Annotated in this window: 21 protein-coding genes and 3 tRNA genes; 15 read left to right on the forward strand and 9 right to left on the reverse strand. The window is 48.9% G+C overall.

Annotated elements, in window-relative coordinates:
* Positions 1-115: 115 nt before the first annotated feature.
* Both ACO0KV_RS10470 and ACO0KV_RS10475 read left to right on the forward strand, forming a co-directional pair.
* Positions 116-610 carry a chemotaxis protein CheD gene (locus tag ACO0KV_RS10470; RefSeq protein ID WP_423042473.1) on the forward strand — a complete coding sequence of 165 codons (495 nt, stop codon included), beginning with the start codon at positions 116-118 and terminating at the stop codon, positions 608-610.
* Positions 607-1701, forward strand: a complete 1095-nt coding sequence (locus ACO0KV_RS10475; RefSeq protein WP_423042474.1) for a protein-glutamate methylesterase/protein-glutamine glutaminase — start codon at positions 607-609, stop codon at positions 1699-1701. The genes ACO0KV_RS10470 and ACO0KV_RS10475 overlap by 4 nt, the downstream gene beginning before the upstream one ends.
* A 24-nt stretch (positions 1702-1725) precedes the next feature.
* On the opposite strand, the gene ACO0KV_RS10480 is transcribed toward ACO0KV_RS10475, so the two are convergent.
* Positions 1726-2859, reverse strand: a complete 1134-nt coding sequence (locus tag ACO0KV_RS10480; RefSeq protein ID WP_423042475.1) for an alpha-hydroxy acid oxidase — start codon at positions 2857-2859, stop codon at positions 1726-1728.
* Between the two features lie 128 nt (positions 2860-2987).
* The gene (locus ACO0KV_RS10485; RefSeq protein ID WP_423042476.1) at positions 2988-3896 is read right to left on the reverse strand and encodes a LysR family transcriptional regulator; all 909 of its coding nucleotides are present in this window, start codon (positions 3894-3896) and stop codon (positions 2988-2990) included.
* A gap of 168 nt (positions 3897-4064) precedes the next feature.
* On the opposite strand from ACO0KV_RS10485, the gene hmgA reads away from it, so the two are divergent.
* On the forward strand, positions 4065-5396 hold the full coding sequence (gene hmgA / locus ACO0KV_RS10490) for a homogentisate 1,2-dioxygenase (RefSeq protein ID WP_423042477.1): 1332 nt from the start codon (positions 4065-4067) through the stop codon (positions 5394-5396).
* Complete coding sequence (gene fahA / locus ACO0KV_RS10495; protein ID WP_423042478.1) at positions 5397-6728, forward strand: fumarylacetoacetase; 1332 nt, start codon at positions 5397-5399, stop codon at positions 6726-6728.
* A gap of 312 nt (positions 6729-7040) precedes the next feature.
* On the opposite strand, the gene ACO0KV_RS10500 is transcribed toward fahA, so the two are convergent.
* Entirely contained in the window at positions 7041-7961 is a 921-nt protein-coding gene (locus ACO0KV_RS10500; RefSeq protein ID WP_423042479.1) for a LysR family transcriptional regulator, read from the reverse strand.
* A gap of 159 nt (positions 7962-8120) precedes the next feature.
* Between ACO0KV_RS10500 and ACO0KV_RS10505 the strand changes: the two genes are divergently transcribed.
* Both ACO0KV_RS10505 and ACO0KV_RS10510 read left to right on the forward strand, forming a co-directional pair.
* Complete coding sequence (locus tag ACO0KV_RS10505) at positions 8121-8723, forward strand: FMN-dependent NADH-azoreductase (protein WP_423042480.1); 603 nt, start codon at positions 8121-8123, stop codon at positions 8721-8723.
* A 23-nt stretch (positions 8724-8746) separates the two neighbouring features.
* On the forward strand, positions 8747-9160 hold the full coding sequence (locus ACO0KV_RS10510; protein ID WP_423042481.1) for a DoxX family protein: 414 nt from the start codon (positions 8747-8749) through the stop codon (positions 9158-9160).
* A gap of 106 nt (positions 9161-9266) precedes the next feature.
* On the opposite strand, the gene ttcA is transcribed toward ACO0KV_RS10510, so the two are convergent.
* From ttcA to ACO0KV_RS10525, 3 genes are read right to left on the reverse strand one after another with little or no spacing between them, the layout of a single operon-like run.
* The gene (gene ttcA, locus ACO0KV_RS10515) at positions 9267-10220 is read right to left on the reverse strand and encodes a tRNA 2-thiocytidine(32) synthetase TtcA (protein ID WP_423042482.1); all 954 of its coding nucleotides are present in this window, start codon (positions 10218-10220) and stop codon (positions 9267-9269) included.
* A gap of 5 nt (positions 10221-10225) precedes the next feature.
* Positions 10226-10624 (reverse strand): dihydroneopterin aldolase, encoded by a 399-nt coding sequence (locus ACO0KV_RS10520; protein WP_423042483.1) that lies wholly within the window; start codon positions 10622-10624, stop codon positions 10226-10228.
* A 19-nt stretch (positions 10625-10643) separates the two neighbouring features.
* The gene (locus ACO0KV_RS10525) at positions 10644-11462 is read right to left on the reverse strand and encodes an SDR family oxidoreductase (RefSeq protein ID WP_423042484.1); all 819 of its coding nucleotides are present in this window, start codon (positions 11460-11462) and stop codon (positions 10644-10646) included.
* Between the two features lie 45 nt (positions 11463-11507).
* Here ACO0KV_RS10525 and ACO0KV_RS10530 point away from each other — a divergent pair, with 45 nt between their 5' ends.
* The 4 genes from ACO0KV_RS10530 (at position 11508) to ACO0KV_RS10545 (ending at position 16477) form a co-directional block, all read left to right on the forward strand.
* Positions 11508-12704 carry a class I SAM-dependent methyltransferase gene (locus ACO0KV_RS10530; protein ID WP_423042485.1) on the forward strand — a complete coding sequence of 399 codons (1197 nt, stop codon included), beginning with the start codon at positions 11508-11510 and terminating at the stop codon, positions 12702-12704.
* A 45-nt stretch (positions 12705-12749) separates the two neighbouring features.
* A complete protein-coding gene (locus tag ACO0KV_RS10535) occupies positions 12750-12947 on the forward strand; it encodes a DUF2905 domain-containing protein (protein WP_423042486.1) in 198 nt (65 codons plus the stop codon).
* 197 nt (positions 12948-13144) lie between these two features.
* Positions 13145-14776: a tetratricopeptide repeat protein gene (locus ACO0KV_RS10540; protein ID WP_423042487.1), complete on the forward strand. Its 1632-nt coding sequence runs from the start codon at positions 13145-13147 to the stop codon at positions 14774-14776.
* A gap of 147 nt (positions 14777-14923) precedes the next feature.
* Positions 14924-16477 carry an HDOD domain-containing protein gene (locus ACO0KV_RS10545; RefSeq protein WP_423042488.1) on the forward strand — a complete coding sequence of 518 codons (1554 nt, stop codon included), beginning with the start codon at positions 14924-14926 and terminating at the stop codon, positions 16475-16477.
* A gap of 165 nt (positions 16478-16642) precedes the next feature.
* Here the strand turns inward: ACO0KV_RS10545 and ACO0KV_RS10550 are convergent, their stop codons facing one another.
* From ACO0KV_RS10550 to ACO0KV_RS10560, 3 genes are all read right to left on the reverse strand, one after another.
* A complete protein-coding gene (locus ACO0KV_RS10550) occupies positions 16643-16966 on the reverse strand; it encodes a hypothetical protein (RefSeq protein WP_423042489.1) in 324 nt (107 codons plus the stop codon).
* A gap of 250 nt (positions 16967-17216) precedes the next feature.
* Positions 17217-18032 carry a hypothetical protein gene (locus ACO0KV_RS10555; RefSeq protein ID WP_423042490.1) on the reverse strand — a complete coding sequence of 272 codons (816 nt, stop codon included), beginning with the start codon at positions 18030-18032 and terminating at the stop codon, positions 17217-17219.
* Positions 18033-18034: 2 nt separating this feature from the next.
* Positions 18035-18397, reverse strand: a complete 363-nt coding sequence (locus tag ACO0KV_RS10560; RefSeq protein WP_423042491.1) for an ArsC/Spx/MgsR family protein — start codon at positions 18395-18397, stop codon at positions 18035-18037.
* A gap of 489 nt (positions 18398-18886) precedes the next feature.
* Between ACO0KV_RS10560 and ACO0KV_RS10565 the strand changes: the two genes are divergently transcribed.
* The 5 genes from ACO0KV_RS10565 to ACO0KV_RS10585 form a co-directional block, all read left to right on the forward strand.
* Positions 18887-19633 (forward strand): MgtC/SapB family protein, encoded by a 747-nt coding sequence (locus ACO0KV_RS10565; RefSeq protein ID WP_423042492.1) that lies wholly within the window; start codon positions 18887-18889, stop codon positions 19631-19633.
* A gap of 72 nt (positions 19634-19705) precedes the next feature.
* A tRNA-Tyr gene (locus tag ACO0KV_RS10570) sits at positions 19706-19790 on the forward strand.
* A 48-nt stretch (positions 19791-19838) separates the two neighbouring features.
* Positions 19839-19912: transfer RNA gene (locus ACO0KV_RS10575), tRNA-Gly, on the forward strand.
* A 34-nt stretch (positions 19913-19946) separates the two neighbouring features.
* Positions 19947-20021, forward strand: a tRNA-Thr gene (locus ACO0KV_RS10580).
* A gap of 77 nt (positions 20022-20098) precedes the next feature.
* The coding region (locus tag ACO0KV_RS10585; RefSeq protein WP_423042495.1) for a GTP-binding protein at positions 20099-20264 on the forward strand (166 nt) is incomplete at its 3' end.

Below are 20264 nucleotides of genomic sequence, written 5' to 3' on the forward strand. Positions count from 1 at the left end.
AACGTAGTTCGTTAAGATTATTTTCACCGACTAGTGACTGTGTTTTGCTGTAAAACACAAGGTTGTCGTTGATGAGCGCGACGCCCGACTTTTTCAAGGAAAGTGATCTGTTGGTATGGAAGCGCCCCCTTTTTATATCGATATTTTTTTGCAGCCCGGAGATTTTTATTTTGGTGACTGCGATACCCGTATCCGTACCATACTTGGTTCGTGTGTTGCGATTACGCTATGGCACCCAATATTGCGGATAGGGGGAATGTGTCACTATATGCTGCCGAAAAATAATCGTCGGGAACAGCATGTCCATCTGGATGGTCGTTATGCAGAAGATGCAGTGCAATTGTTTCTGAAAGAAATCAAAAAATCCCGTACCCATCCGCGTGATTTTGAAGTCAAGATGTTTGGTGGCGGAAATCAGTTCCCGTCACAACATGTCGGTGAAATGACCGTCTCTGACAAAAATATTGAGCTAGGTCGTCATTTATTGTCTCAGTATGGGTTTGAGGTCCGTCGTGAGCATATGGGTGGAGTAGGGCATCGCAACATCATGTTTGATTTATGGTCAGGTGACGTCTGGGTCAAACATGTTGAGAAAGTGATTTTACCGTGAGTACGAAAATAAAAGTCATGCTTGTGGATGACTCGGCTGTTGTGCGTCAGGTGTTGACCGCTTTGCTGGGGCGTGATCCTGATATTGAAGTCATTGCTGTAGCCCCTGATCCCATTTTTGCAATGGACAAGATGAATCAGCGCTGGCCAGACGTCGTGGTACTTGATGTCGAAATGCCTCGTATGGATGGGATCACCTTTCTTAAAAAGTTGATGTCGGTCAGACCTACGCCAGTCGTTATTTGTTCCACGCTCACTGAAAAGGGGGCTGCGACCTCCGTGCAGGCGTTGGCTGCAGGTGCGGTCAGTATCGTTACTAAGCCCAAAGCAGGATTAAAGAGTTTTCTTGAGCAAGATACAGGTGACATTGTCCAAGCTGTCAAAGCTGCTGCCCTAGTTGATATGCGGCGCGTGAAAGCCATGACAATGATGATGCTCAACCCTACTGCCAAATTGACGATCAGCGAGGCCATTCCTGCCTTTGAGGCCAGAACCGGTGCAGCGATGTCAGTGACGACCAATAAGATTGTGGCAATCGGTACCTCGACTGGTGGCACGCAGGCACTCGAGCTGGTATTAAAGGACCTCAGCCGTACATCTCCTGGCATCGTTATCGTGCAGCATATGCCTGAAAAATTCACCGCTGCGTTTGCTGACCGCCTCAATAAAATTAGTCATATCGAAGTTCTTGAAGCAAAAAATGGAGATCGTCTGATCAACGGTCGGGCGTTGATTGCGCCGGGCGGACGCCACATGCAGGTCAAACGTAGTGGTGCGCAGTATTATGTTGAAATTTTTGATGCGCCGCCTGTCAATCGCCACCGTCCTTCGGTCGATGTGTTGTTTCGCTCAGTGGCGAAGTGTGCTGGGTCTAATGCCCTTGGCGTTATCATGACAGGGATGGGTGACGATGGTGCCATTGGCATGAAAGAAATGCATGATGCCGGCGCAGAAACGCTTGCACAGGACGAGAAAACTTGCATCGTTTATGGGATGCCAAAAGAAGCTGTGAAATTAGGGGCGGTTGATACGATTCTGCCCCTCAAAGAGATTGCAGGGATGATTGAGGCTTATGGACGGAAAAATATCTGACCGACAGCCTCAACATAATCCCGATCAGCGAATAATCGTACTCAGGCCCACATCTCGGATATCTTTCGTGCCAGTCAGTGCCATACTGACATCGAGTTCTTTTTGCAGAATTTCCAGCATTTTGGTGACACCCTCTTCACCCATTGCGCCCAAGCCATACAAGAAGGCACGGCCCACCATACTGCCTTTAGCGCCGAGCGCGGTCGCTTTCAGAATATCCTGCCCTGTGCGGATGCCGCCATCAAACCAGACTTCCGTGAGATGACCGACCGCGTCGACAATCCTTGGTAATGCCTCGATAGAGGACATGGCACCATCAAGCTGACGACCACCATGATTACTGACCACGATCGCATCTGCCCCGGCAGCGACGGCCAGCTTCGCGTCTTCTACATCCAAGATACCTTTGAGAATCAGCTTGCCACCCCATTCTTTTTTGATCCATGCCACGTCATCCCAGTTCAGGGTTGGGTCAAACTGACTGGCGGTCCACTGGCTCAGCGTCAGAATACCGTCGCCACCTTTGACATGGCCGACCAAATTACCGAATGTCTTGCGTCCTGTTAACGCACGCAATGCCCAGGCGGGTTTTGTCGCCAGATCAATGATATTGGCCAGTGTCAATTTTGGTGGTACGGACATGCCGTTTTTTAAGTCTTTATGGCGTTGTCCTAAAATCTGCAAGTCCAGCGTCAGCACTAATGCCGAGCATTTGGCTGTTTTGGCGCGCTGAATCATTTCTTTGACAAAGCCGCGGTCACGCATGACGTATAACTGGAACCAGAATGGTTTGGTCGTGACGCTGGCAACATCTTCAATCGAGCAAATGCTCATGGTCGATAACGTGAATGGCACGCCAAATTTTTCAGCGGCGATCGCGCCCAGCATTTCACCATTTGCCCATTGCATTCCTGTTAGGCCTGTCGGTGCAATGGCGACCGGCATGGTGACTTCCTGACCCACCATCGTTGTACGGGTAGAGCGATTTTCGACGTTGATTGCAACCCGTTGACGCAGACGGATTGCCGCCAGATCACTGGTATTTGCCTTATACGTGCTTTCGGTATAAGAACCACTATCAGCGTAGTCATAAAACGCTTTAGGGACGCGCTTTTTGGCAAGCAAACGCAAATCTTCTACACAAGTTATTACAGGCATGGTGACACTCCGGACGGAAATTTAATATTCAAAAGTGTAGGGGATATTCGCCCATTGATGGGGGAAAACGTTTCAGTCTTTGCGTGAAGTTTTTTCAGCTAAATTATTCTTTGTAGGATAGATTGACTTCATGCTTCTAAAAAATGTTCAGAGATGAAGCTTCTTAACCACAGATTGCCTGCATCCTGATGATAGCGACGATGCCAGAATACATTTGTTTGCAAAGTAGGTAAGCGCAATGGTGGCTTGGCATAGCTCAAACCAAACGGCGCGGCGGCACGTTCTGCCAGCTTTTGCGGTACGGTCACCAGCAAATCACAGGTGCTGATAATATAAGGAACAGCGACAAAATGCGGTACTTTAAAGTGGGCGGATGCCACTACACCTGCTTTTTCTAGTGCCTGATTAATCTTGATATAGGGCTGCTCTTGTGAGGAAACAATCAGATGTTGCGCTGCAAGAAAATCTTTTAGATCGATGTCAGTGCCTGCCAAGGGATGATCATGGCGAAACATACACACGTAATGTTGTTTAAAGAGCCGCCGCTGGTACCACGCCTCAGAGAGATCATCAAACGCCCCAATCGCAAGATCGACGCGGCCTGATTCCATTTCAGTTTTCAGATCAATACTACTCGCTCGTACGGTTGTCAGATGAATGTTGGGCGCATATGTATGTAATTTTGCAGCGAGTAAAGGCATGAAATACACCTCACCGACATCCGTCATTGCTATCGTGAATTGTCGCGGGCTGGTGCCGGCGTCAAAGTCTTCTTGTGGATTCAACGCCAGTGTGATGTGCCTGAGCGCCACCGTGACCGAATCGGCGAGTTGCTCTGCCCGTGGGGTTGGCTGCATACCGCTTGTAGTACGAACAAATAACTCATCGCCCACCGTACGACGTAAGCGGGCGAGGGCATTGCTGACGGCAGGTTGTGATAAACCAAGCTGACGCGCAACGGCAGAAATTTGTCGTTCCTGAAAGACGCGCTGAAATATCACCAGCAGGTTCAGGTCAATATCTTTGGCTTCTAGCATTATTGATTTGATGAATGGTCTGTATTTTTGTATTTATATCGTAAAAATCGTCGTCATGCACTACATTCTGAGCTGAGCCTGTCATCTGTCGCTCGCTTTCATAACTTGTTTCGATCTTGTTTCGATGTTGACGATGACTATGTTGCAATACCTTATCAGGGAGACATCATGAGCACACCATTGAGCACGTCGGCCTACGGCGATCAGGCACTGGTTTATCAAACTGGTTTCGCCAACGAATACGCCACGGAGGCGTTGCCAGGTGCTTTGCCGCACAACCAGAATTCACCACAAAAGTGTGCCTATGGTTTGTACGCAGAGCAGATTTCTGGCACCGCATTCACTGCACCGCGTCATGCAAACCGCCGTTCTTGGACCTATCGCATTCGCCCAGCCGCGATGCATCAGCCTTTCCGTCAAATCTACAACGGTCAGATGACGAATGATTTTGCCCAGACGCCATCGACACCCAATCAGTTGCGTTGGGATCCACAACCAATGCCAGCGACACCGACCGACTTTATCGAGGGGTGGGTGACTATGGCCGGTAACGGATCGGCCGATGCGCAAACGGGATGTGCGATCAATGTCTATGCGGCAAACAAGGATATGGTGGAGCGTTTTTACTATAACGCGGATGCTGAATTATTGATCATTCCACAGCGAGGTCGTCTGCATTTGCGTACCGAAATGGGTTTGCTGCATATCGAGCCCCAAGAAATCGCAGTGATCCCGCGTGGTATCCGCTTCCAGGTGCAATTACCTGACGGCGAGGCACGCGGCTATGTCTGCGAAAACTTTGGCTGTATGTTGAAATTGCCGGATCTAGGTGTGATCGGTTCGAATGGTCTCGCTAATCCGCGCGATTTCCAGACCCCAGTTGCTTGGTATGAAGACAAAGAAGGTGATTTTGAACTGGTCGCCAAGTTTAGCGGCAATTTGTGGTCTGCCAACATCGGTCACTCACCATTAGATGTTGTCGCATGGCATGGTAATTTTGCGCCGTATAAGTACGACTTGCGCCATTTTAATACGATAGGTTCGATCAGCTACGATCATCCTGATCCATCGATTTTCTTAGTGCTACAGGCACCTAGCGATACGCCAGGGGTTGATACGATTGACTTTGTGATTTTCCCACCACGCTGGCTGGCCGCTGAAAACACCTTCCGCCCACCTTGGTTCCATCGCAATATTGCATCTGAATTCATGGGCTTGATACATGGTCAATACGATGCCAAATCAACCGGCTTCCGTCCTGGTGGTGCCAGCTTGCATAATTGCATGAGTGGACACGGGCCCGATGCGCCGACTTTTGAGAAGGCCAGTAACGCAGATACCAGCACACCGCACAAAGTCGATGATACGATGGCGTTTATGATAGAAACGCGTAACATCATCAAACCTACCCGCGCCGCGATGGAATCTCCGCAATTGCAGGCAGATTATTACCAGTGCTGGCAGGGTATTAAAAAGTATTTTAATCCGGAGCAAAAATAAATGACGGTTCAACTCAACGAAACCCATGATATCAATCTGCGCAGCTGGGTAGCCTCTGCCAACAACGCGGAGACTGATTTCCCTATCCAGAATTTACCGTACGGTATGTTCCGTCGTCAGGGGAGCAATCAGGCGTTTCGTATCGGTATCGCGATTGGTGATCAGATTCTGGATCTGGCGGCAGCGCATGCGGTACATGCATTTGCTGGCTACACTGAATTGCAGGGGGGGCACTTTACTGCGGCCGTGAACGGTCAGACTCTGAACGGCATGATGGCACTCGGTGCACCTGTGTGGTCTGCACTACGCTTGGCGCTGTCACGCGTGTTGCGTGAAGGCTCTTCGCAACAAGGTACCTTGCAAGCTTGTCTATTAGCGCAAAGTGCTGCTGAATTTGCATTGCCTGCCCACATTGGCGACTACACCGATTTCTACACATCGGTTCACCACGCAACCGCTGTCGGCAAATTATTCCGTCCGGATAATCCATTGCTGCCAAATTACAAGTGGATTCCGATTGGTTATCACGGTCGTGCCTCATCGATTGGTGTTTCCGGGCAGCAGTTCCATCGTCCAATTGCACAAACCAAACCGCCAACAGCCGAGACGCCAGTATTTGGTCCTGCGAAACGGATGGACTATGAATTGGAAGTTGGTATCTTTATTGGTCCTGGTAATGCACTCGGTGATGTGATTAACATGGAGAAAGCCGAATCGCACGTGTTCGGTTTGTGTCTGCTAAATGACTGGTCCGCGCGTGATGTACAAGCGTGGGAATATCAACCACTAGGCCCATTCCTTGCAAAAAACTTTGCATCGACGATTTCGCCTTGGGTCGTGACCTTAGAAGCCTTGGCACCGTATCGCCTTGCTTGGACACGTGATGCAGCTGATCCGCAACCGTTGCCGTACCTTGATTCTCCAGTATTACGTGATCATGCAGCATTTGATATCGAGCTCGAAGTCTTGCTGCAAACTGAAAAAATGCGTACAGAAGGCACACCGCCGCACCGTTTGTCGTTGTCGAATTTCCGTCATTCTTACTGGACCATATCACAACTGGTCACGCACCATACGGTAAATGGTTGCAATCTGAATCCGGGTGATTTGCTGGGTTCTGGAACGCAATCAGGGCCTGCACCAGAAGAAGCGGGTTCGTTGCTGGAGTTGACTGAAGGCGGAAAAAAATCGATCGCTTTGGGTAATGGTGAACAGCGTATCTTTATAGAAGATGGTGACACGATCATCATGCGTGGTTGGGCGCAAAAAGAGGGTGTGGCACGCGTGGGGTTTGGTGAAGTGATGGGGACGTTGTTGCCTGCGCGGAGCTAATCAAGTAGGGCGAGTGCAACCAGCCAAGCCTGTGTTGATACGTGTTTGATTAATTAAATCGTTTGCCTTTCGTGGTGGCAGTCCGAGGTGGCTCGGCGGCCACTTACTTTTCTTTGCTTCGCCAAAACACAGTAAGCAAAAGAAAGACGATCGCAGACTTTGCCCTTCGGGTGCGGTCACTACGTGTCGGCACAAATTGCTTTGTCTCAAGCGGACAAGGTCAACATCAAAACTTCAAACTTTAAACCTCAAACCTCAAACGTGCGTCAGCGCTTTGTTTTTACACCGCGCTGCTTGGCAGCTCCACAACCCTCAATCCATCAAACTTTGCGCACAAGGCACGCGTTCGAATTCAGCTTGCAACCGGTCCAGAAAGACCCGTGTCCGAGCAGGCATTAAGCGGCGGCCGGGGAATACGGCCCAGACGTTGATGGATGGTAGTTGCCAGTCAGTGAGGATTGGTATCAGTGCGCCGTTTTCTAGGTAAGGGCGGATGAAGGTGTCGGATAGCATTAGAATACCGTCGCCGTTTAACGCCAGCCGGGTCAGTAAGTCAGGAGAGTTCGCGGTCGCGCGTCCTGGGGGAATGCCTTCCCATTGTTCTTCGCTGCGAGTCATTTTCCATGGGGCGGGTTCGCCGTTGCGGCCTAACAGGCGCAGGGCGTCATGTTCCATTAGGGCTTCTGGCTCAGTCGGCGTGCCACGTTTTTCCAGATAGGAAGGCGCTGCATACAAGCCAACCTTAAACACCGTTAGCCGTCGTGCTGCGAGTGATGCGTCATCGGGTAAATCACCAATGCGAATGGCAACATCAAAATTCTCACCGATTAGATCTACCCTGCGTGGTGAGAGATCGAGTTCCAGAGAGATGGCCGGATAAGTCTGAATCAACGAAGACAAAAAATCGCTCATTTGCCGGTTGGCGAAGTCCCCCGGCATTGATACACGCAACCGACCTGAAGGTTGCGCCTGGCGGTGATGGGTGAGTGCCAGCGTCGCTTCGACTTCATCTTGTACCTGCTGCGCATGCTGTAGCACGCTTTGGCCGAAATCGGTGATCGTTAATTGCCGGGTAGTCCGTAGCAACAGGCGTTCGCCTAATTGTGTCTCCAAGGCTGAAATGCGGCGTGAAAGGCTGGATTTGGGCATCGCGAGCCGGTCTGCTGCTTTGCTAAAGCTCCCTTCTTCGATCACGCGGGCGAATAACAAAAGATCATTAGCTTCGAGTTGCATAGTCTATTTTGCCAAATATGGAACGATGATATCCATTTTATGCTCTTCCGCTTCAAAAATGGAACATATAAAGTACATCCATCGTCATTCTTTATCAGTACTCAGGCATCAGCAAGTGAATCAGTGATGCCGGATTGTTCAACAAACACAGAGGCTACTATGAAAATTTTACACATCAATTCCAGCGTTCGCGCTGCTGCATCTCACTCCAAACATATTACGCAGACCTTGGTGGATGCGCTTCGTACGTCGCACCCTGACGCACAGTTAACCGTCAGAGATCTGGCGCAGAACCCTCATCCGGTGCTCGATGAAACGGCATTGCAGGCCTTGTTCACACCCGCCGACCAACGTACCGCCGAACAACAAGCCCGTGTGGCGCTCGATGATGCCTTGATTGCTGAAATTCAGTCCGCTGATACGGTCGTCCTTGGCGCACCGATGTACAACTTCGGTATCTCCGTCCAGTTAAAAAATTGGGTCGATGCGATTTCGCGGGCTGGTGTGACGTTCCGTTATGGCCAGCATGGACCAGAAGGTCTGTTGACGGGTAAAAAAGTGTATGTCGTGCTGACCCGTGGTGGCATGTATAAAAATACAGCAAATGATAGCCAGATGCCGTATCTGAAAAGCTTCTTTGGCTTTTTAGGGATGACAGATATTCACTTTGTCTACGCAGAAGGCTTGGCAATGGGACCTGACGCTGAAGCGGCTGCGTTAGCAGGTGCCACTCAGCAAATCCACGCGTTGTTAGCCGCTTAACTCAGAGAAGGAGCAGACATCAAATGAAAACAAGTGAAAATATTACAATTCTGGTTGCACGTGTGTTGATGGCATTGATTTTTGTTGCGTCTGGCGCTGGAAAAATTGCTGACTTTTCCGGCACGCTTGGATATATCACCAGCAAAGGCGTACCGTTTCCTGCCATCGCTGCAGTGGCTGCAATCATCGTTGAACTAGGTGGTGGACTGATGTTATTGTTGGGCTGGAAAGCGCGCTGGGCGGCGCTCGCAATGATGGTCTTTACCTTGGCTGCTGGCTTTATTTTTCATGATTTCTGGAACTCAGCTGCAGATGCGGCACAGAATCAGATGATTCATTTTATGAAAAATCTGTCGATGGCTGGTGGCTTATTGTTCGCGGCAGTCCACGGTAGTGGCAAGTTTAGTATTGAACGTGCCTTGAGCAAGGCTGCATAAAACAGAACGACGAAACGATAACATGTTTTAAGTACATAGAAAAACACCTGAGATCGAAACGGTCTCAGGTGTTTTTTATTTATCGCACTTCAACGATATGACGGGATCAGTCTTGATCAATATGCAAAGAAATCACGCCTGTCGTTGGTGTGGAGCATGGTTCATCGTCAAAAGCGATATCACCATCTGCACGCGCCTCACCATCGATTTTCAGGTCGTTGAAATTAAACAGGTCTTTATCCATCAGATGCGATGGCGCAACGGTCGATAAGGCAGAGAAAATATTATCCACACGTCCCGGATATTTCTTATCCCATTCTCGCATCAGACCTTTGATTTGTTTGCGTTGCAGGTTTTCCTGAGAGCCGCATAAATCACAAGGGATGATGGGGAATTTTTTGACTTCCGCATAGCGTTGCGTATCCGCTTCTTTGACGTAAGCCATCGGGCGGATCACGATATGTTTGCCATCATCGGATTGCAATTTAGCAGGCATGCCTTTGAGCTTGCCGCCGAAGAACATATTCAGGAAGAAGGTTTCCAGAATGTCGTCGCGATGATGTCCCAACGCGATTTTGTTGGCGCCTAATTCATCAGCAACACGATACAAAATACCGCGACGCAGACGTGAGCACAGCGAGCAAGTAGTTTTGCCTTCGGGGATCAAACGTTTGACGATACTGTACGTATCCTGATTTTCGATGTGATACGGAATTCCCAGTTTTTCGAGGTACGCTGGTAATATTTCTGCTGGGAAATTTGGCTGTTTTTGATCGAGATTGACAGCGACGATATCAAAATGAATCGGTGCGCGTTCGCGCAAGGTCATTAGGATATCGAGCAGGGCATAACTGTCCTTGCCGCCGGACAGACAGACCATGACCTTGTCACCGTCTTCAATCATATTGAAATCACCAATCGCCTGACCAACCAGACGGCATAAACGCTTATGCAGTTTATTGTTTTCGTAGGTGATTTTTTCTTGCGATTTGGTTTCCGCACCGCGCTCTTGCGCGGTGTCGAGGACGATCTCTACCAAAGATTCTTGATTAACTTGCATGATACTTACATTTCATTTTTGATCTGGAACACTTCAACGCCAACACCTTCACAATCCGGGTAGACATCAGGCTTCATGGTGGAGATACACACGGCACGGACGCGTGGGTGTGCGAGCATGAGTTTAGCGACGTCATCGCACAAGGTTTCTTGCAAATGAACGTGACCTTCAGCAACACGCTGAGCGATCGAGCTACGGATAAAATCATAATCGACGACTTCATCGAGCTGATCATCTTTTGGCGTTGACAGCGCCAATGGGATATATAAATCGACGTTGATCAGTACACGTTGTTCGCCTTTTTTCTCGAACTCATGGACACCGATATTGATCGAAATTTCATAGTTACGCAAAAACAAGCGGCGGCAGTCGGTGAGTTGCGGGTGGTGTAGGACGGATAACATAATAGGCTCGATTAATTAATTAAGAGTGTGATTCGGTCGCAGTCGCGACAAACATGACGTCGCGTTGCAAAGGGATGAGGTGCTGGCCGCCATCGACCAGTATCGTGGTACCGGTGATTGCCGGACTGTCAGCCAGAAATAAAACACTACGCGCAATGTCCTCGGGTGAACTGGAGTAACCCAATGGGGTAGCCTGGTGCGCGACACTAAAATCGGCTTCGGTCTGATGACCTGAGACTAGCGTAATTCCTGGTGCAACGCCTACAACCCTGAGTTTGGGCGCTAATGCCTGTGCCAGCATGGTGGTGGCACATTGCAACGCCGCTTTTGACAAGGTGTACGACAAAAAATCCGGATTGAGATTGTACAGCTTTTGGTCTAACAAATTGATCACGCAGGCTTGCTGGCCATCGGGTGTGGCCGCATGTAAGGCTTGCGCCAGAAGCACAGGTGCTGCCAGATTGGCGTGCATGTGCTTATCCAGGTAGGTGTGTGAAAACGTACTGGCTTGGTCTTCTTCAAACAAGGAGGCATTGTTCACCACGCAATGAATCGCACCCATCGCCTTCAGTGCTGAACTGAACAAGGTCTTCGTTGCCTGTTCATTGGCAAGATCAGCCTGAATGGCGACAGCACGTTGCCCCATGGTGCTGATTTCTGTCACCAACGCTGTAGCATCCGCAGCAGAAGTGCCATAATGGACAACGATGTCCCAGCCTTGGCGGGCCATGGTCAGTGCAATATGGCGACCGATACGTTTCGCTGCTCCTGTAATAAGAGCAACTCTGCGGGCAGCCTCTGCCGGCTGGCTTGATGGACTAGGCAATGACTGGTTCATGGAAATTCTTCACTGAGTGTTCGTCGTTTTTTATACAATGCCGGAATGCAAAAATTATCTCTACCTCTGCCGGCTCCCGATGCTCTGGCTGCATCGCAAGCTTTGCAACAAATCATTATTGATGAAATTCACCAGCAACAAGGCTGGATTTCCTTTTCGCGTTACATGGAACTGGCCCTGTATGCGCCGGACCTGGGCTACTACAGTGGCGGCGCCACAAAATTAGGCAAGGACGGCGATTTTACAACGGCGCCGGAAATGTCGCCGCTGTTCGGCGCTACTTTAGCGAATTTAGCAGCCAGTTTATTCACTCAGACTTCAGCCCAGGTGATGGAGTTCGGTGCCGGTACTGGCAAACTGGCACGGGACTTCTTAACGGAATGTCAATTTTCAGGAATCACGATAGACCGCTATTTTATCGTGGAATTGTCCGGCGAACTGCGTGCGCGTCAGGAAGATTTACTCAAAGACTTTCCACAAGTCATTTGGTTGCAAGAAATGCCAGCTTCTTTCTCTGGACTCGTGATTGGTAACGAAGTGCTTGACGCCATGCCGGTTGATCTGGTCATGAAGACGGAACAAGGGTGGCGCGAACTGGGCGTCGCAGTATCGCATGCAGAAACGCTCGATGAAAGCGATACAGCATTGCCGCGCCTCGTGTATCGGGAGCAGCCTTGCGATCAGGATAAGCTGGCGCAGATCCCAGGATTGGAGGAGTTGCCGCAGGCTTATATGACGGAAGTCCATGCGGTGTCGACTGGCTTTATGCATAGTCTGGCACGTATGTTGAAAGCGGGACAACAAGAGAGCGGGCGTGGCAGCGCAGCAATCCTCATTGATTACGGTTTTCCGGCGGGAGAGTATTATCATTCGCAACGCAACGAAGGCACGTTGATGTGCCATTACCGACATCATTCGCATCCTGATCCCTTTTACTTGCCAGGCTTGCAAGATATAACTGCACACGTTGATTTTACAGCGATGGCGAAAGCTGCCCTCGATGAGGGGTTAGATTTATTAAGTTATACCAGCCAGGCTGCCTTTTTGCTGGAATCTGGCATTGCCAGCTTACTGGGGCGGCAGTCGGCTGAGCAGGTACTGAGTTATCTGCCGCAAGCCAATGCTTTGCAGAAACTGGTGTCCCCAGCCGAAATGGGTGAATTATTTAAAGTATTAGTCGTTGGCAATGGCGTCGATTTGCCTCAAGGACTATTACGCCATGATCGCTGTCATCGCTTGTAGTATCAGCAGATAGACTGGTTTTCTAATTTAATGCGGGAGTACCGGATGATCCGCTGGGTGTTTGTCATTTTTATTATGGTTATCATCATATCGCGCTGGTTGCCGTGGTTGGAAAAATTGGGCTTGGGTCATTTGCCTGGCGACTTACGTTTTCGCTTTGGTGGACGTCACTATTCTTTTCCATTTGCCTCCACGATTCTGTTGTCAGTGATCGCATTATTATTGGGCCGTTTTTTTAAGTAGCCACGAAAACTGCACGCAACATACAAAAATATCTGCGTCATCTTATTATTTCCCAGAAACATTAAAGTTTCTGCGCTATTTGGCCGACACTTTAATATAATGGACTAGATCAAGACGGGCTATTTCATGGCAAGAAAAGCCGCACCCCCAGAACTTGAGGCAACTGGGGTTAATAAGAAATCACGCTAAAGGGTGAAATGAGCGAACTCAGCGACATCAGGGCATTGCTCATTGAACCGCATCAAGGGATGCGGGTCAGTTTGCACAACATGCTGAATTTATGCGGCATTACAAAAATCGAACATGCGTTGACCGCTGGCACTGCCGTGCGCACTATCCAGGCCAAAGTGTTCGATCTGGTTCTTTGTGAGTACGATCTTGGCGTCGGTCAGGACGGCCAACAGTTGCTGGAAGACGTGCGGCATCACAAATTAACCCCGCTCTCGACTATTTTTATCATGGTGACAGCAGAACGTGCCTATGCCAAAGTGGTCAGCGCTGCTGAACTCGCCCCTTCCGATTATTTGCTCAAACCGTTTACTGCCGATACGTTACTTGAGCGCGTTATGCGTGCGCTTGAGAAGCGAAAAGCCTTTGTTGACGTTCATCGTTTCATGGAATCAGGGGCGGTAAGCGAAGCAATTGCTGCTAGCCATCATGGCGAGCGTGATTATCCTAAATATGCCGTTGATTTCATGCGTTTACGTGCGGAATTACATGTTGTGCTCGGTGAAGCTACTGAAGCCGAGGCCTTGTACAAGCTCCTCTTCGAGCTCAAAGCAGTAGCCTGGGCGCGTCTGGGATTGGCAAAAACCTTGTTTATGCAAGGTAAATATCAAGAGGCAGAGGCGATATTAAAGAAATTGGTCGCTGAGAATAACAAGTTTATGGATGCCTACGACTGGCTCGCCAAGACCCACGAGATGATCGGCGAGTTACCCGAAGCCAAAGAAGTGCTTGATACGGCTGTCGCTGTCTCGCCCCATGCGGTGCGACGTTTGCGCAATCTCGGACGGATTGCCATGGAGACAGGAGATATTGAGACGGCAGAGACAGTCTTCAAAAAAGTGGTCAGTAAGGCCAAATTTTCTGAATTCCGTGATCCCGAAGACCATCTAAATCTGATTAATGCGCTGGTAAAAAAAGGAGATACCGACCAAGCGAAAACTGTCATCCGTGACATGGAAAAAAACATGAGCGGGCTGAAAAAAACCGAGGCTTGTCGGGCGATCTCCAGTGCTATGGTACATGCAAAGACGGGTGATTCGCGCCTCGATAGCGAGCTTGACGCGGCGGTGGTTGCCACGCGCGAAGACGTTGGTTTGTCAACAAACGCGAAACTGGGGCTGGCTAAAACCTGTCTGGAAAACGATAAAGAAGGTGCAGCTTCTGAAATCGTACTTGGGGTCATGAAAAATGCCAGCAATCAACGCATGATTTCTAAGGCTGTGGGTATTTTCGAAAGTGCCGGTAAAGGTATGTTAGGTAAAGAATTAGCACAGCGTAGCCAGCGGGAAGTGATGGATTTGGTGGCGCTTGGGGTGCAAAAAGCAAAACAAGGCGATTTCCGTGGTTCTGTTGATTTGATGACGGCTGCCGCCCATAAATCACCGGATAACCCGCAGGTCGTCTTGAACGCTGCGTTGGCTGCCTTGAAATGCCTCGAGAACATGGGATGGGACAGTGCTATTGGTGAACAGGCAAAGGATCTGATTGAGGCTGGACGTCGACTTGATCCAATGAATCCACGTCTGAAAGCGATTCGTGGCTTGTATGATGAATTGCAAAAGAAATATGGAATGAGCGTCAACCGAATGGCGAAGACCTGAGTCATCGTTGTTCAGAAGAAAATCATTGCTTGATCCATGTCAGATAAAGTGAAATAAAATCAGAGTACCAGCAAGCACACTAGCTTGCTGGTAGATTATGGAGAGCTTACTCTCCCGAAATTGGTCGCGACCGCTATTGCACAACTTATGGCACAGACAGAAACAATCAACACATCTTCGATGTTGCCAGGCTCTCAGCGTGAGCGTCTTCTCCGGAAAATTAATGAAGAATCTGAGCTCCCAAGCTTAGGCGTTGCGATCGCAAAGGTAATTCAAATCACCTCTTCAGGTGAAGATTCGGTTGCGCAACTCGCACATTATGTCCTTTCCGATGTCGGTTTGACGCAAAAAATCCTTCGTTTATCTAATACAGTTCAATATCGCACCAATTCTGGCGGAGCTGTGACGACGGTGTCGCGCTCGATTTTTTTACTTGGGTTCAACACAGTTAAAACCATTGCGATGGCAATGCTGTTAGTTGATCGTTTCAAAGATAAGGCACAGGCAGTTAATGTTCGTAAAGAGCTAGTGCGTTCACTGTGCGCCAGTATTATTGGGAGAGAAATAGCCAATCGCGGTCGATTTCCAGATGGGGAGGAGGCGGCTGTCGCCGCGTTATTCAAAAATATCGGAAGAGTACTCGTTGCGTCTTTCGATCATTCGCTGTATCTGCACATTCAACAACTCATCGATGCTGGCGAAGTACTGCCAAGTGATGCCGTACAGGTCCTGTTGGGGTGTAGTTTTGAGCGCTTTGGTGAAATGGCATTGCAAGAATGGAAAATTCCTGAAGCCATCATTCAGTCCCTTGGCCCCTTACCAAAGGGGGAATTAAGGAGGGCGACGCATCGAAACGACTGGTTGAAGCAGGTCGCGAGCTTTAGCGATTCATTAGCTGAAATCATGATCATGGGACGGCACGATGTGCCAGGCTATGCAGAGACCTTGCTGAATCGGTTCGGTAAAGTGTTAGAAATGGAACCAAAGGCACTTGAGTTGATGCTAGAAAAAGTCGAGGCAGAAACAAGAGAATTGGCAAAAAGTCTCAATATCAGCTTACCAGATGGTTTTGAAGAGGCAGAAGAAGCCAGCAATGGACAAGAAGTCCCTATTGAGTTCGTTTTAAAAACCGAAGAACTTGTTAGTCCTGATCAGTCAGCTAGATACCCAAGCGGCAAACCCTACAACGCCCGTGATTTATTGCTGGCTGGGATTCAGGACGTAACTCACATGTTGTCTTCGGATGACTTTCATCTCAACGATCTCATTTTGCTGGTACTCGAAACCTTGTACACAAGTATGGGTTTTCGGTTTGCCACAGTTTGCCTGCGAGATATGAAAGCTGGGTATTATGTGTCGCGGGTGGCTGTAGGCGAAAAGTATGTGGAACGTCAAAAAGGATTTCGCTTCCCGATCAAACCAGAGGCGGATTTATTTCATCTGGCGATAGGGAACAACGTTGACGTGATGATTGAGAATTCGAATTTGCCTAAAATTCGTAATTTACTACCACCATGGCATCAGACACTCTTGCCCGATGCACGTAGTTTTATTGTTCTTCCGTTAGTCATTCAGAAAAAGATGCTGGGCTTCATTTATGCTGATAGAACTGTGCCAGCAGAAGAGGGCGTACCCGCAGATGAAACGGCGTTGATCAAAACTCTGAAAAGTCAGTTATTGGCGGCGATGATGCGCGGGTAACTCTCTCTGTCAAAGAGGTTGTCAAAGAAATGAAACCAACATAATCACCAGCAGCGTTAGCGTCTGGTCGATCTATGCAGATTCACGGAGAAATAAAGATCAACAAAAAAGGAGTATTTTTGCTCCTTTTTTGTTGAACGTTTTTTTGAATCCAGCGTGGTTTGATTAGTGACGATCCCAGTGACCCTCATGGAATCGCCAGCCGCCGTTGAAGTGTTCCCAGCGATGTGGAACCCAGACATAACCCTGGCGTGGCGCTTCCCAGTGGCCTGGGTGCCAAACGTGACGTCCACTTTCCCAGTACCAAGCACCTTCGGTCCAGAAATGACCGTAAATAGGTGGCTGTCCGATGACTTCAACTTGTGGCGGTGGCGGCGCGACGGTCACCACTGCTGGCGCATAATATTGGTGGCGCGGTGCCTCAACGGCGCAGCCACTCAACAATATCACTGCTGCTGCACTAGCTAATACAAAGGTAATGCGTTTCATAGGTTCTCCAGAAATACCATCGTGGTATTTGTTAGATTCGATTGATCAGCGATGCCATAACAGCATGACGAGTTGGGCGTGCTATCAATTTTTTGATGAACATACTATCCGGACATCTTCTCATCGGTCAGCGGTAAAGCTTGTGTACTCAAGGCGCACAAGATGGCCGTGATACGATATGTGGCTTTAACGCACCAGATCCTTGATCGGTGCACCAGTGCGTTAATTTTTTGAGAACCTTGACGATCGTTCAGGCGAGGGTAATACCCTGTTTTTTCGCTAACGCATCGACATCCTGCCAGATCGTCATCTGATTGAGTAAGCGTGTCGCAGGGTCGATCATGGCACTCAGATTGAAGAATCGTTCTAACGCTGTTTCATCAAATTGACTCTTCTGCGAGAAATTAATCCTGCCATACTGCTTTCTGAATGCGGCTAACAAATCTCCTGGCGCATCTTTGTGCCAATACTGCATCAATCCACCAACCATGAGCGCAGTGTCAGTCGTCTGTTCAAGACTACGTGGGTTTCTGGCAGTGGTTACATCGCGATAATCGAGCAGGCGTGGGAAATAGAACTGCTTAATCCATCCTGCAGGAATGCCGCCATCACGTTGTAAATAGGCGCTGCGCCAGAGCTTCCAGCTTTTATCGATCTCGTTATCGCTGACAAAATGGCGGTCTGCAAGCAACACGCAATCTTCTTCGAGAATAATCTCTAATACAACTGGCAAGCCTGCGTGTTGTGCAATCGTCTCTAGTTCAGGCATGACTGGTTTCTCACCACGCTTGTCTTGTAATGCCCCCACAAAGCTAGCCATGACATTCTGATGCTGATGGTGTATGTCGCTCGTATTGTTGCAAAATCCAGCGCAAGCCGAGAAATACGCCATCAGTTCGCCGATGTGTATGCCCGGCGTCACATTTTTCGTCCCTATCTCTGCACTTGCTTGGAAATGATGTGCTGGGCTATTTTGCGCCAGACCATATCGCAAAATAGGATAAAGCTGGCTTGTCGTTACGCCTGTTTTAACGACGCTACCCGCCGCGAGTTTAAATTCCGTCATGCTCAGATACTTTCTTTAAATAAGGCTAATACTTGCTCAGGAGGTCTTCCAATTGCAGCTTTTCCCTGAAAGCTGACAATGGGGCGCTGTAATAGTTTTGGATGGGAGATAATCGATTCCAGAGCGCGCCGATTGTCGGCCTGCTCCAGTTGCAGTGTCTGATATTCGTCTTCGTCGGCGCGTAGCATCGTTTTTACGTCTCCGCCTAGTTGTTGCAAAAGCGCATTGAGCTGTTCGAACGATAAGGCTGTCTTTTGATAATCAATCACGCTGATGTTGAGCTTCAGTTGTTGTGCTACTTGCTCAACTAGCGCTAAGGTTTCGCGTGATTTAGAACAGCGTGGATTATGATAAATGTGAATCATGAGTCTGATATAAGTCTTATTTTATTGATAATGCCTACCCGCAGCATCCATTCTGGTATTGATTGCTCTGGCAGAAGATGCAACCCAGCGAGTCTAACCTTGCGCTATTTATTGATCAATGAATAACGCAAATTTCTTGCATAGCGTGCGGGATGGTGAATCGTTCCCCTAACAGTAGACGCCCTTTTTCATCTGGCTGGCGATAGTATTTTTTTATTCATTCGCGCATGTCGAGGATGAACAACGCCATGCCGCTTGATTTGCTGCCGTAGGGCGCGGATTATACTGCATACGATTTTCTGCACTGGCAAATCGACATGCCGGCAATGCACAACAATATTAAAGACGACCATGATCCTTCGTGCGATGTGAGTGCCTACTTTTTATGCGCGCAAATAATCACGGCAGATTCCTGCTGCACATCATGCTTACTCGTTTCTGTGAATGCAGTTACACTTGTAAGCCTTTTATGGTTGTAGAGCAAGATATATGCATGAATTTCTGAGTCAATTGATGGTTTTCTGGTCCCCTGCCGAACTCAATGCGAACATTACTATTTTCTTAAATCTGGGCGGTGCCTTGGTGTTGGGATGTATTGTTGGCTACGAACGCTCTTATCATGGGCGAGCTGCAGGTATGCGCACTTACGGGCTCGTTTGTATGGCGTCCGCCGCGTTGGTGGTCTTGGTTGGCTATCCGGAATTCTGGTTTGGCGGGAAAATTCTCACACCGTCTGCCGCCGATCCCACGCGCGTTATGCAGGGCGTTGTTACCGGCATTGGTTTCTTGGGCGCTGGCGTGATCATGAAAGAGGGCTTCAGTATTAGCGGCCTGACAACCGCAGCATCGATTTGGGCTTCTTCAGCTATCGGTATTCTGGTAGGTGTCGGCTTTTATGCCGCTGCAATCCTGTTGTCGCTATTATCGGCTGCCTGTATGGTTCTGGTGCATCGACTTGAAATATGGCTGCCAACGCAATCAGCGATCGCCATTACGATGCATTTCAGAAAGGGATATCAGCCTAAGGAGGCTGTTATTGATACGATGGCCAAAGAGCGCGGCTACATGATGATGAAGCGCACCTTGGCGATCAATGCATCGGAAAACGGGCAAGAATGGCGTTTTATTGCCGTAGCCGCGAACAAGCATGTCGCGATGTCAATATGTGAACTCTCGTTGGAAATGGAAAAAGTTGAAGGAGTGGAATCATTTCAGCTTGCGCATGCAAAAAGTTGAGGTTTTTCGACATCTTTCTCAAATAGTCCTTGACAGAAGGTCTTTGCATCTCTATAGTTCTGAGTTCCCTACGGAGGGGTGGCCGAGTGGTTAAAGGCGACAGACTGTAAATCTGTTCTCTCTGAGTACGCTGGTTCGAATCCAGCCCCCTCCACCATAGGAAAAAGAATTTTTAAGTAAGTATGCGGCTGAAGTGGTAGCCCCTGCGGGTGTAGCTCAATGGTAGAGCTGAAGCCTTCCAAGCTTATGACGAGGGTTCGATTCCCTTCACCCGCTCCAGTTTTATTTGCATGGTGTTTGTGCGAAACGAGCTGCCCTTGTAGCTCAGTGGTAGAGCACTCCCTTGGTAAGGGAGAGGCCACGTGTTCAATCCACGTCAAGGGCACCATGTAAACTGGTGTAGTCAAGTCTGAATTTGTCGGGCGCGTGCCTGAATGTTCTCATCAAAATCGTTAGGAGTCCAAAATGGCAAAAGGTAAGTTCGAACGCACCAAGCCGCACGTTAACGTCGGTACAATTGGTCACGTTGATCACGGTAAAACTACACTGACAGCAGCGATTGCGACAGTATTGTCCAAGAAATTTGGCGGCGAAGCAAAAGCCTACGATCAAATTGACGCAGCACCAGAAG

The sequence above is a fragment of the Undibacterium sp. RuRC25W genome (assembly GCF_049339825.1).
In the GTDB taxonomy this organism is placed as follows: Bacteria; Pseudomonadota; Gammaproteobacteria; order Burkholderiales; family Burkholderiaceae_D; genus Undibacterium.

Bases quoted from the DNA above. Each gene is read 5' to 3' on its own strand.
- ACO0KV_RS10505 (WP_423042480.1), top strand. From the start codon at position 8,121: ATGAAAATTTTACACATCAATTCCAGCGTTCGCGCTGCTGCATCTCAC.
- ACO0KV_RS10520 (WP_423042483.1), bottom strand. From the start codon at position 10,624: ATGTTATCCGTCCTACACCACCCGCAACTCACCGACTGCCGCCGCTTG.
- fahA (WP_423042478.1), top strand. From the start codon at position 5,397: ATGACGGTTCAACTCAACGAAACCCATGATATCAATCTGCGCAGCTGG.
- ACO0KV_RS10555 (WP_423042490.1), bottom strand. From the start codon at position 18,032: ATGACGGAATTTAAACTCGCGGCGGGTAGCGTCGTTAAAACAGGCGTA.
- ACO0KV_RS10470 (WP_423042473.1), top strand. From the start codon at position 116: ATGGAAGCGCCCCCTTTTTATATCGATATTTTTTTGCAGCCCGGAGAT.
- ACO0KV_RS10565 (WP_423042492.1), top strand. From the start codon at position 18,887: ATGCATGAATTTCTGAGTCAATTGATGGTTTTCTGGTCCCCTGCCGAA.
- ACO0KV_RS10480 (WP_423042475.1), bottom strand. From the start codon at position 2,859: ATGCCTGTAATAACTTGTGTAGAAGATTTGCGTTTGCTTGCCAAAAAG.
- ACO0KV_RS10535 (WP_423042486.1), top strand. From the start codon at position 12,750: ATGATCCGCTGGGTGTTTGTCATTTTTATTATGGTTATCATCATATCG.
- ACO0KV_RS10545 (WP_423042488.1), top strand. From the start codon at position 14,924: ATGGCACAGACAGAAACAATCAACACATCTTCGATGTTGCCAGGCTCT.
- ttcA (WP_423042482.1), bottom strand. From the start codon at position 10,220: ATGCAAGTTAATCAAGAATCTTTGGTAGAGATCGTCCTCGACACCGCG.
- ACO0KV_RS10510 (WP_423042481.1), top strand. From the start codon at position 8,747: ATGAAAACAAGTGAAAATATTACAATTCTGGTTGCACGTGTGTTGATG.
- ACO0KV_RS10550 (WP_423042489.1), bottom strand. From the start codon at position 16,966: ATGAAACGCATTACCTTTGTATTAGCTAGTGCAGCAGCAGTGATATTG.
- ACO0KV_RS10560 (WP_423042491.1), bottom strand. From the start codon at position 18,397: ATGATTCACATTTATCATAATCCACGCTGTTCTAAATCACGCGAAACC.
- ACO0KV_RS10485 (WP_423042476.1), bottom strand. From the start codon at position 3,896: ATGCTAGAAGCCAAAGATATTGACCTGAACCTGCTGGTGATATTTCAG.
- ACO0KV_RS10540 (WP_423042487.1), top strand. From the start codon at position 13,145: ATGAGCGAACTCAGCGACATCAGGGCATTGCTCATTGAACCGCATCAA.
- hmgA (WP_423042477.1), top strand. From the start codon at position 4,065: ATGAGCACACCATTGAGCACGTCGGCCTACGGCGATCAGGCACTGGTT.
- ACO0KV_RS10500 (WP_423042479.1), bottom strand. From the start codon at position 7,961: ATGCAACTCGAAGCTAATGATCTTTTGTTATTCGCCCGCGTGATCGAA.
- ACO0KV_RS10530 (WP_423042485.1), top strand. From the start codon at position 11,508: ATGCAAAAATTATCTCTACCTCTGCCGGCTCCCGATGCTCTGGCTGCA.
- ACO0KV_RS10525 (WP_423042484.1), bottom strand. From the start codon at position 11,462: ATGAACCAGTCATTGCCTAGTCCATCAAGCCAGCCGGCAGAGGCTGCC.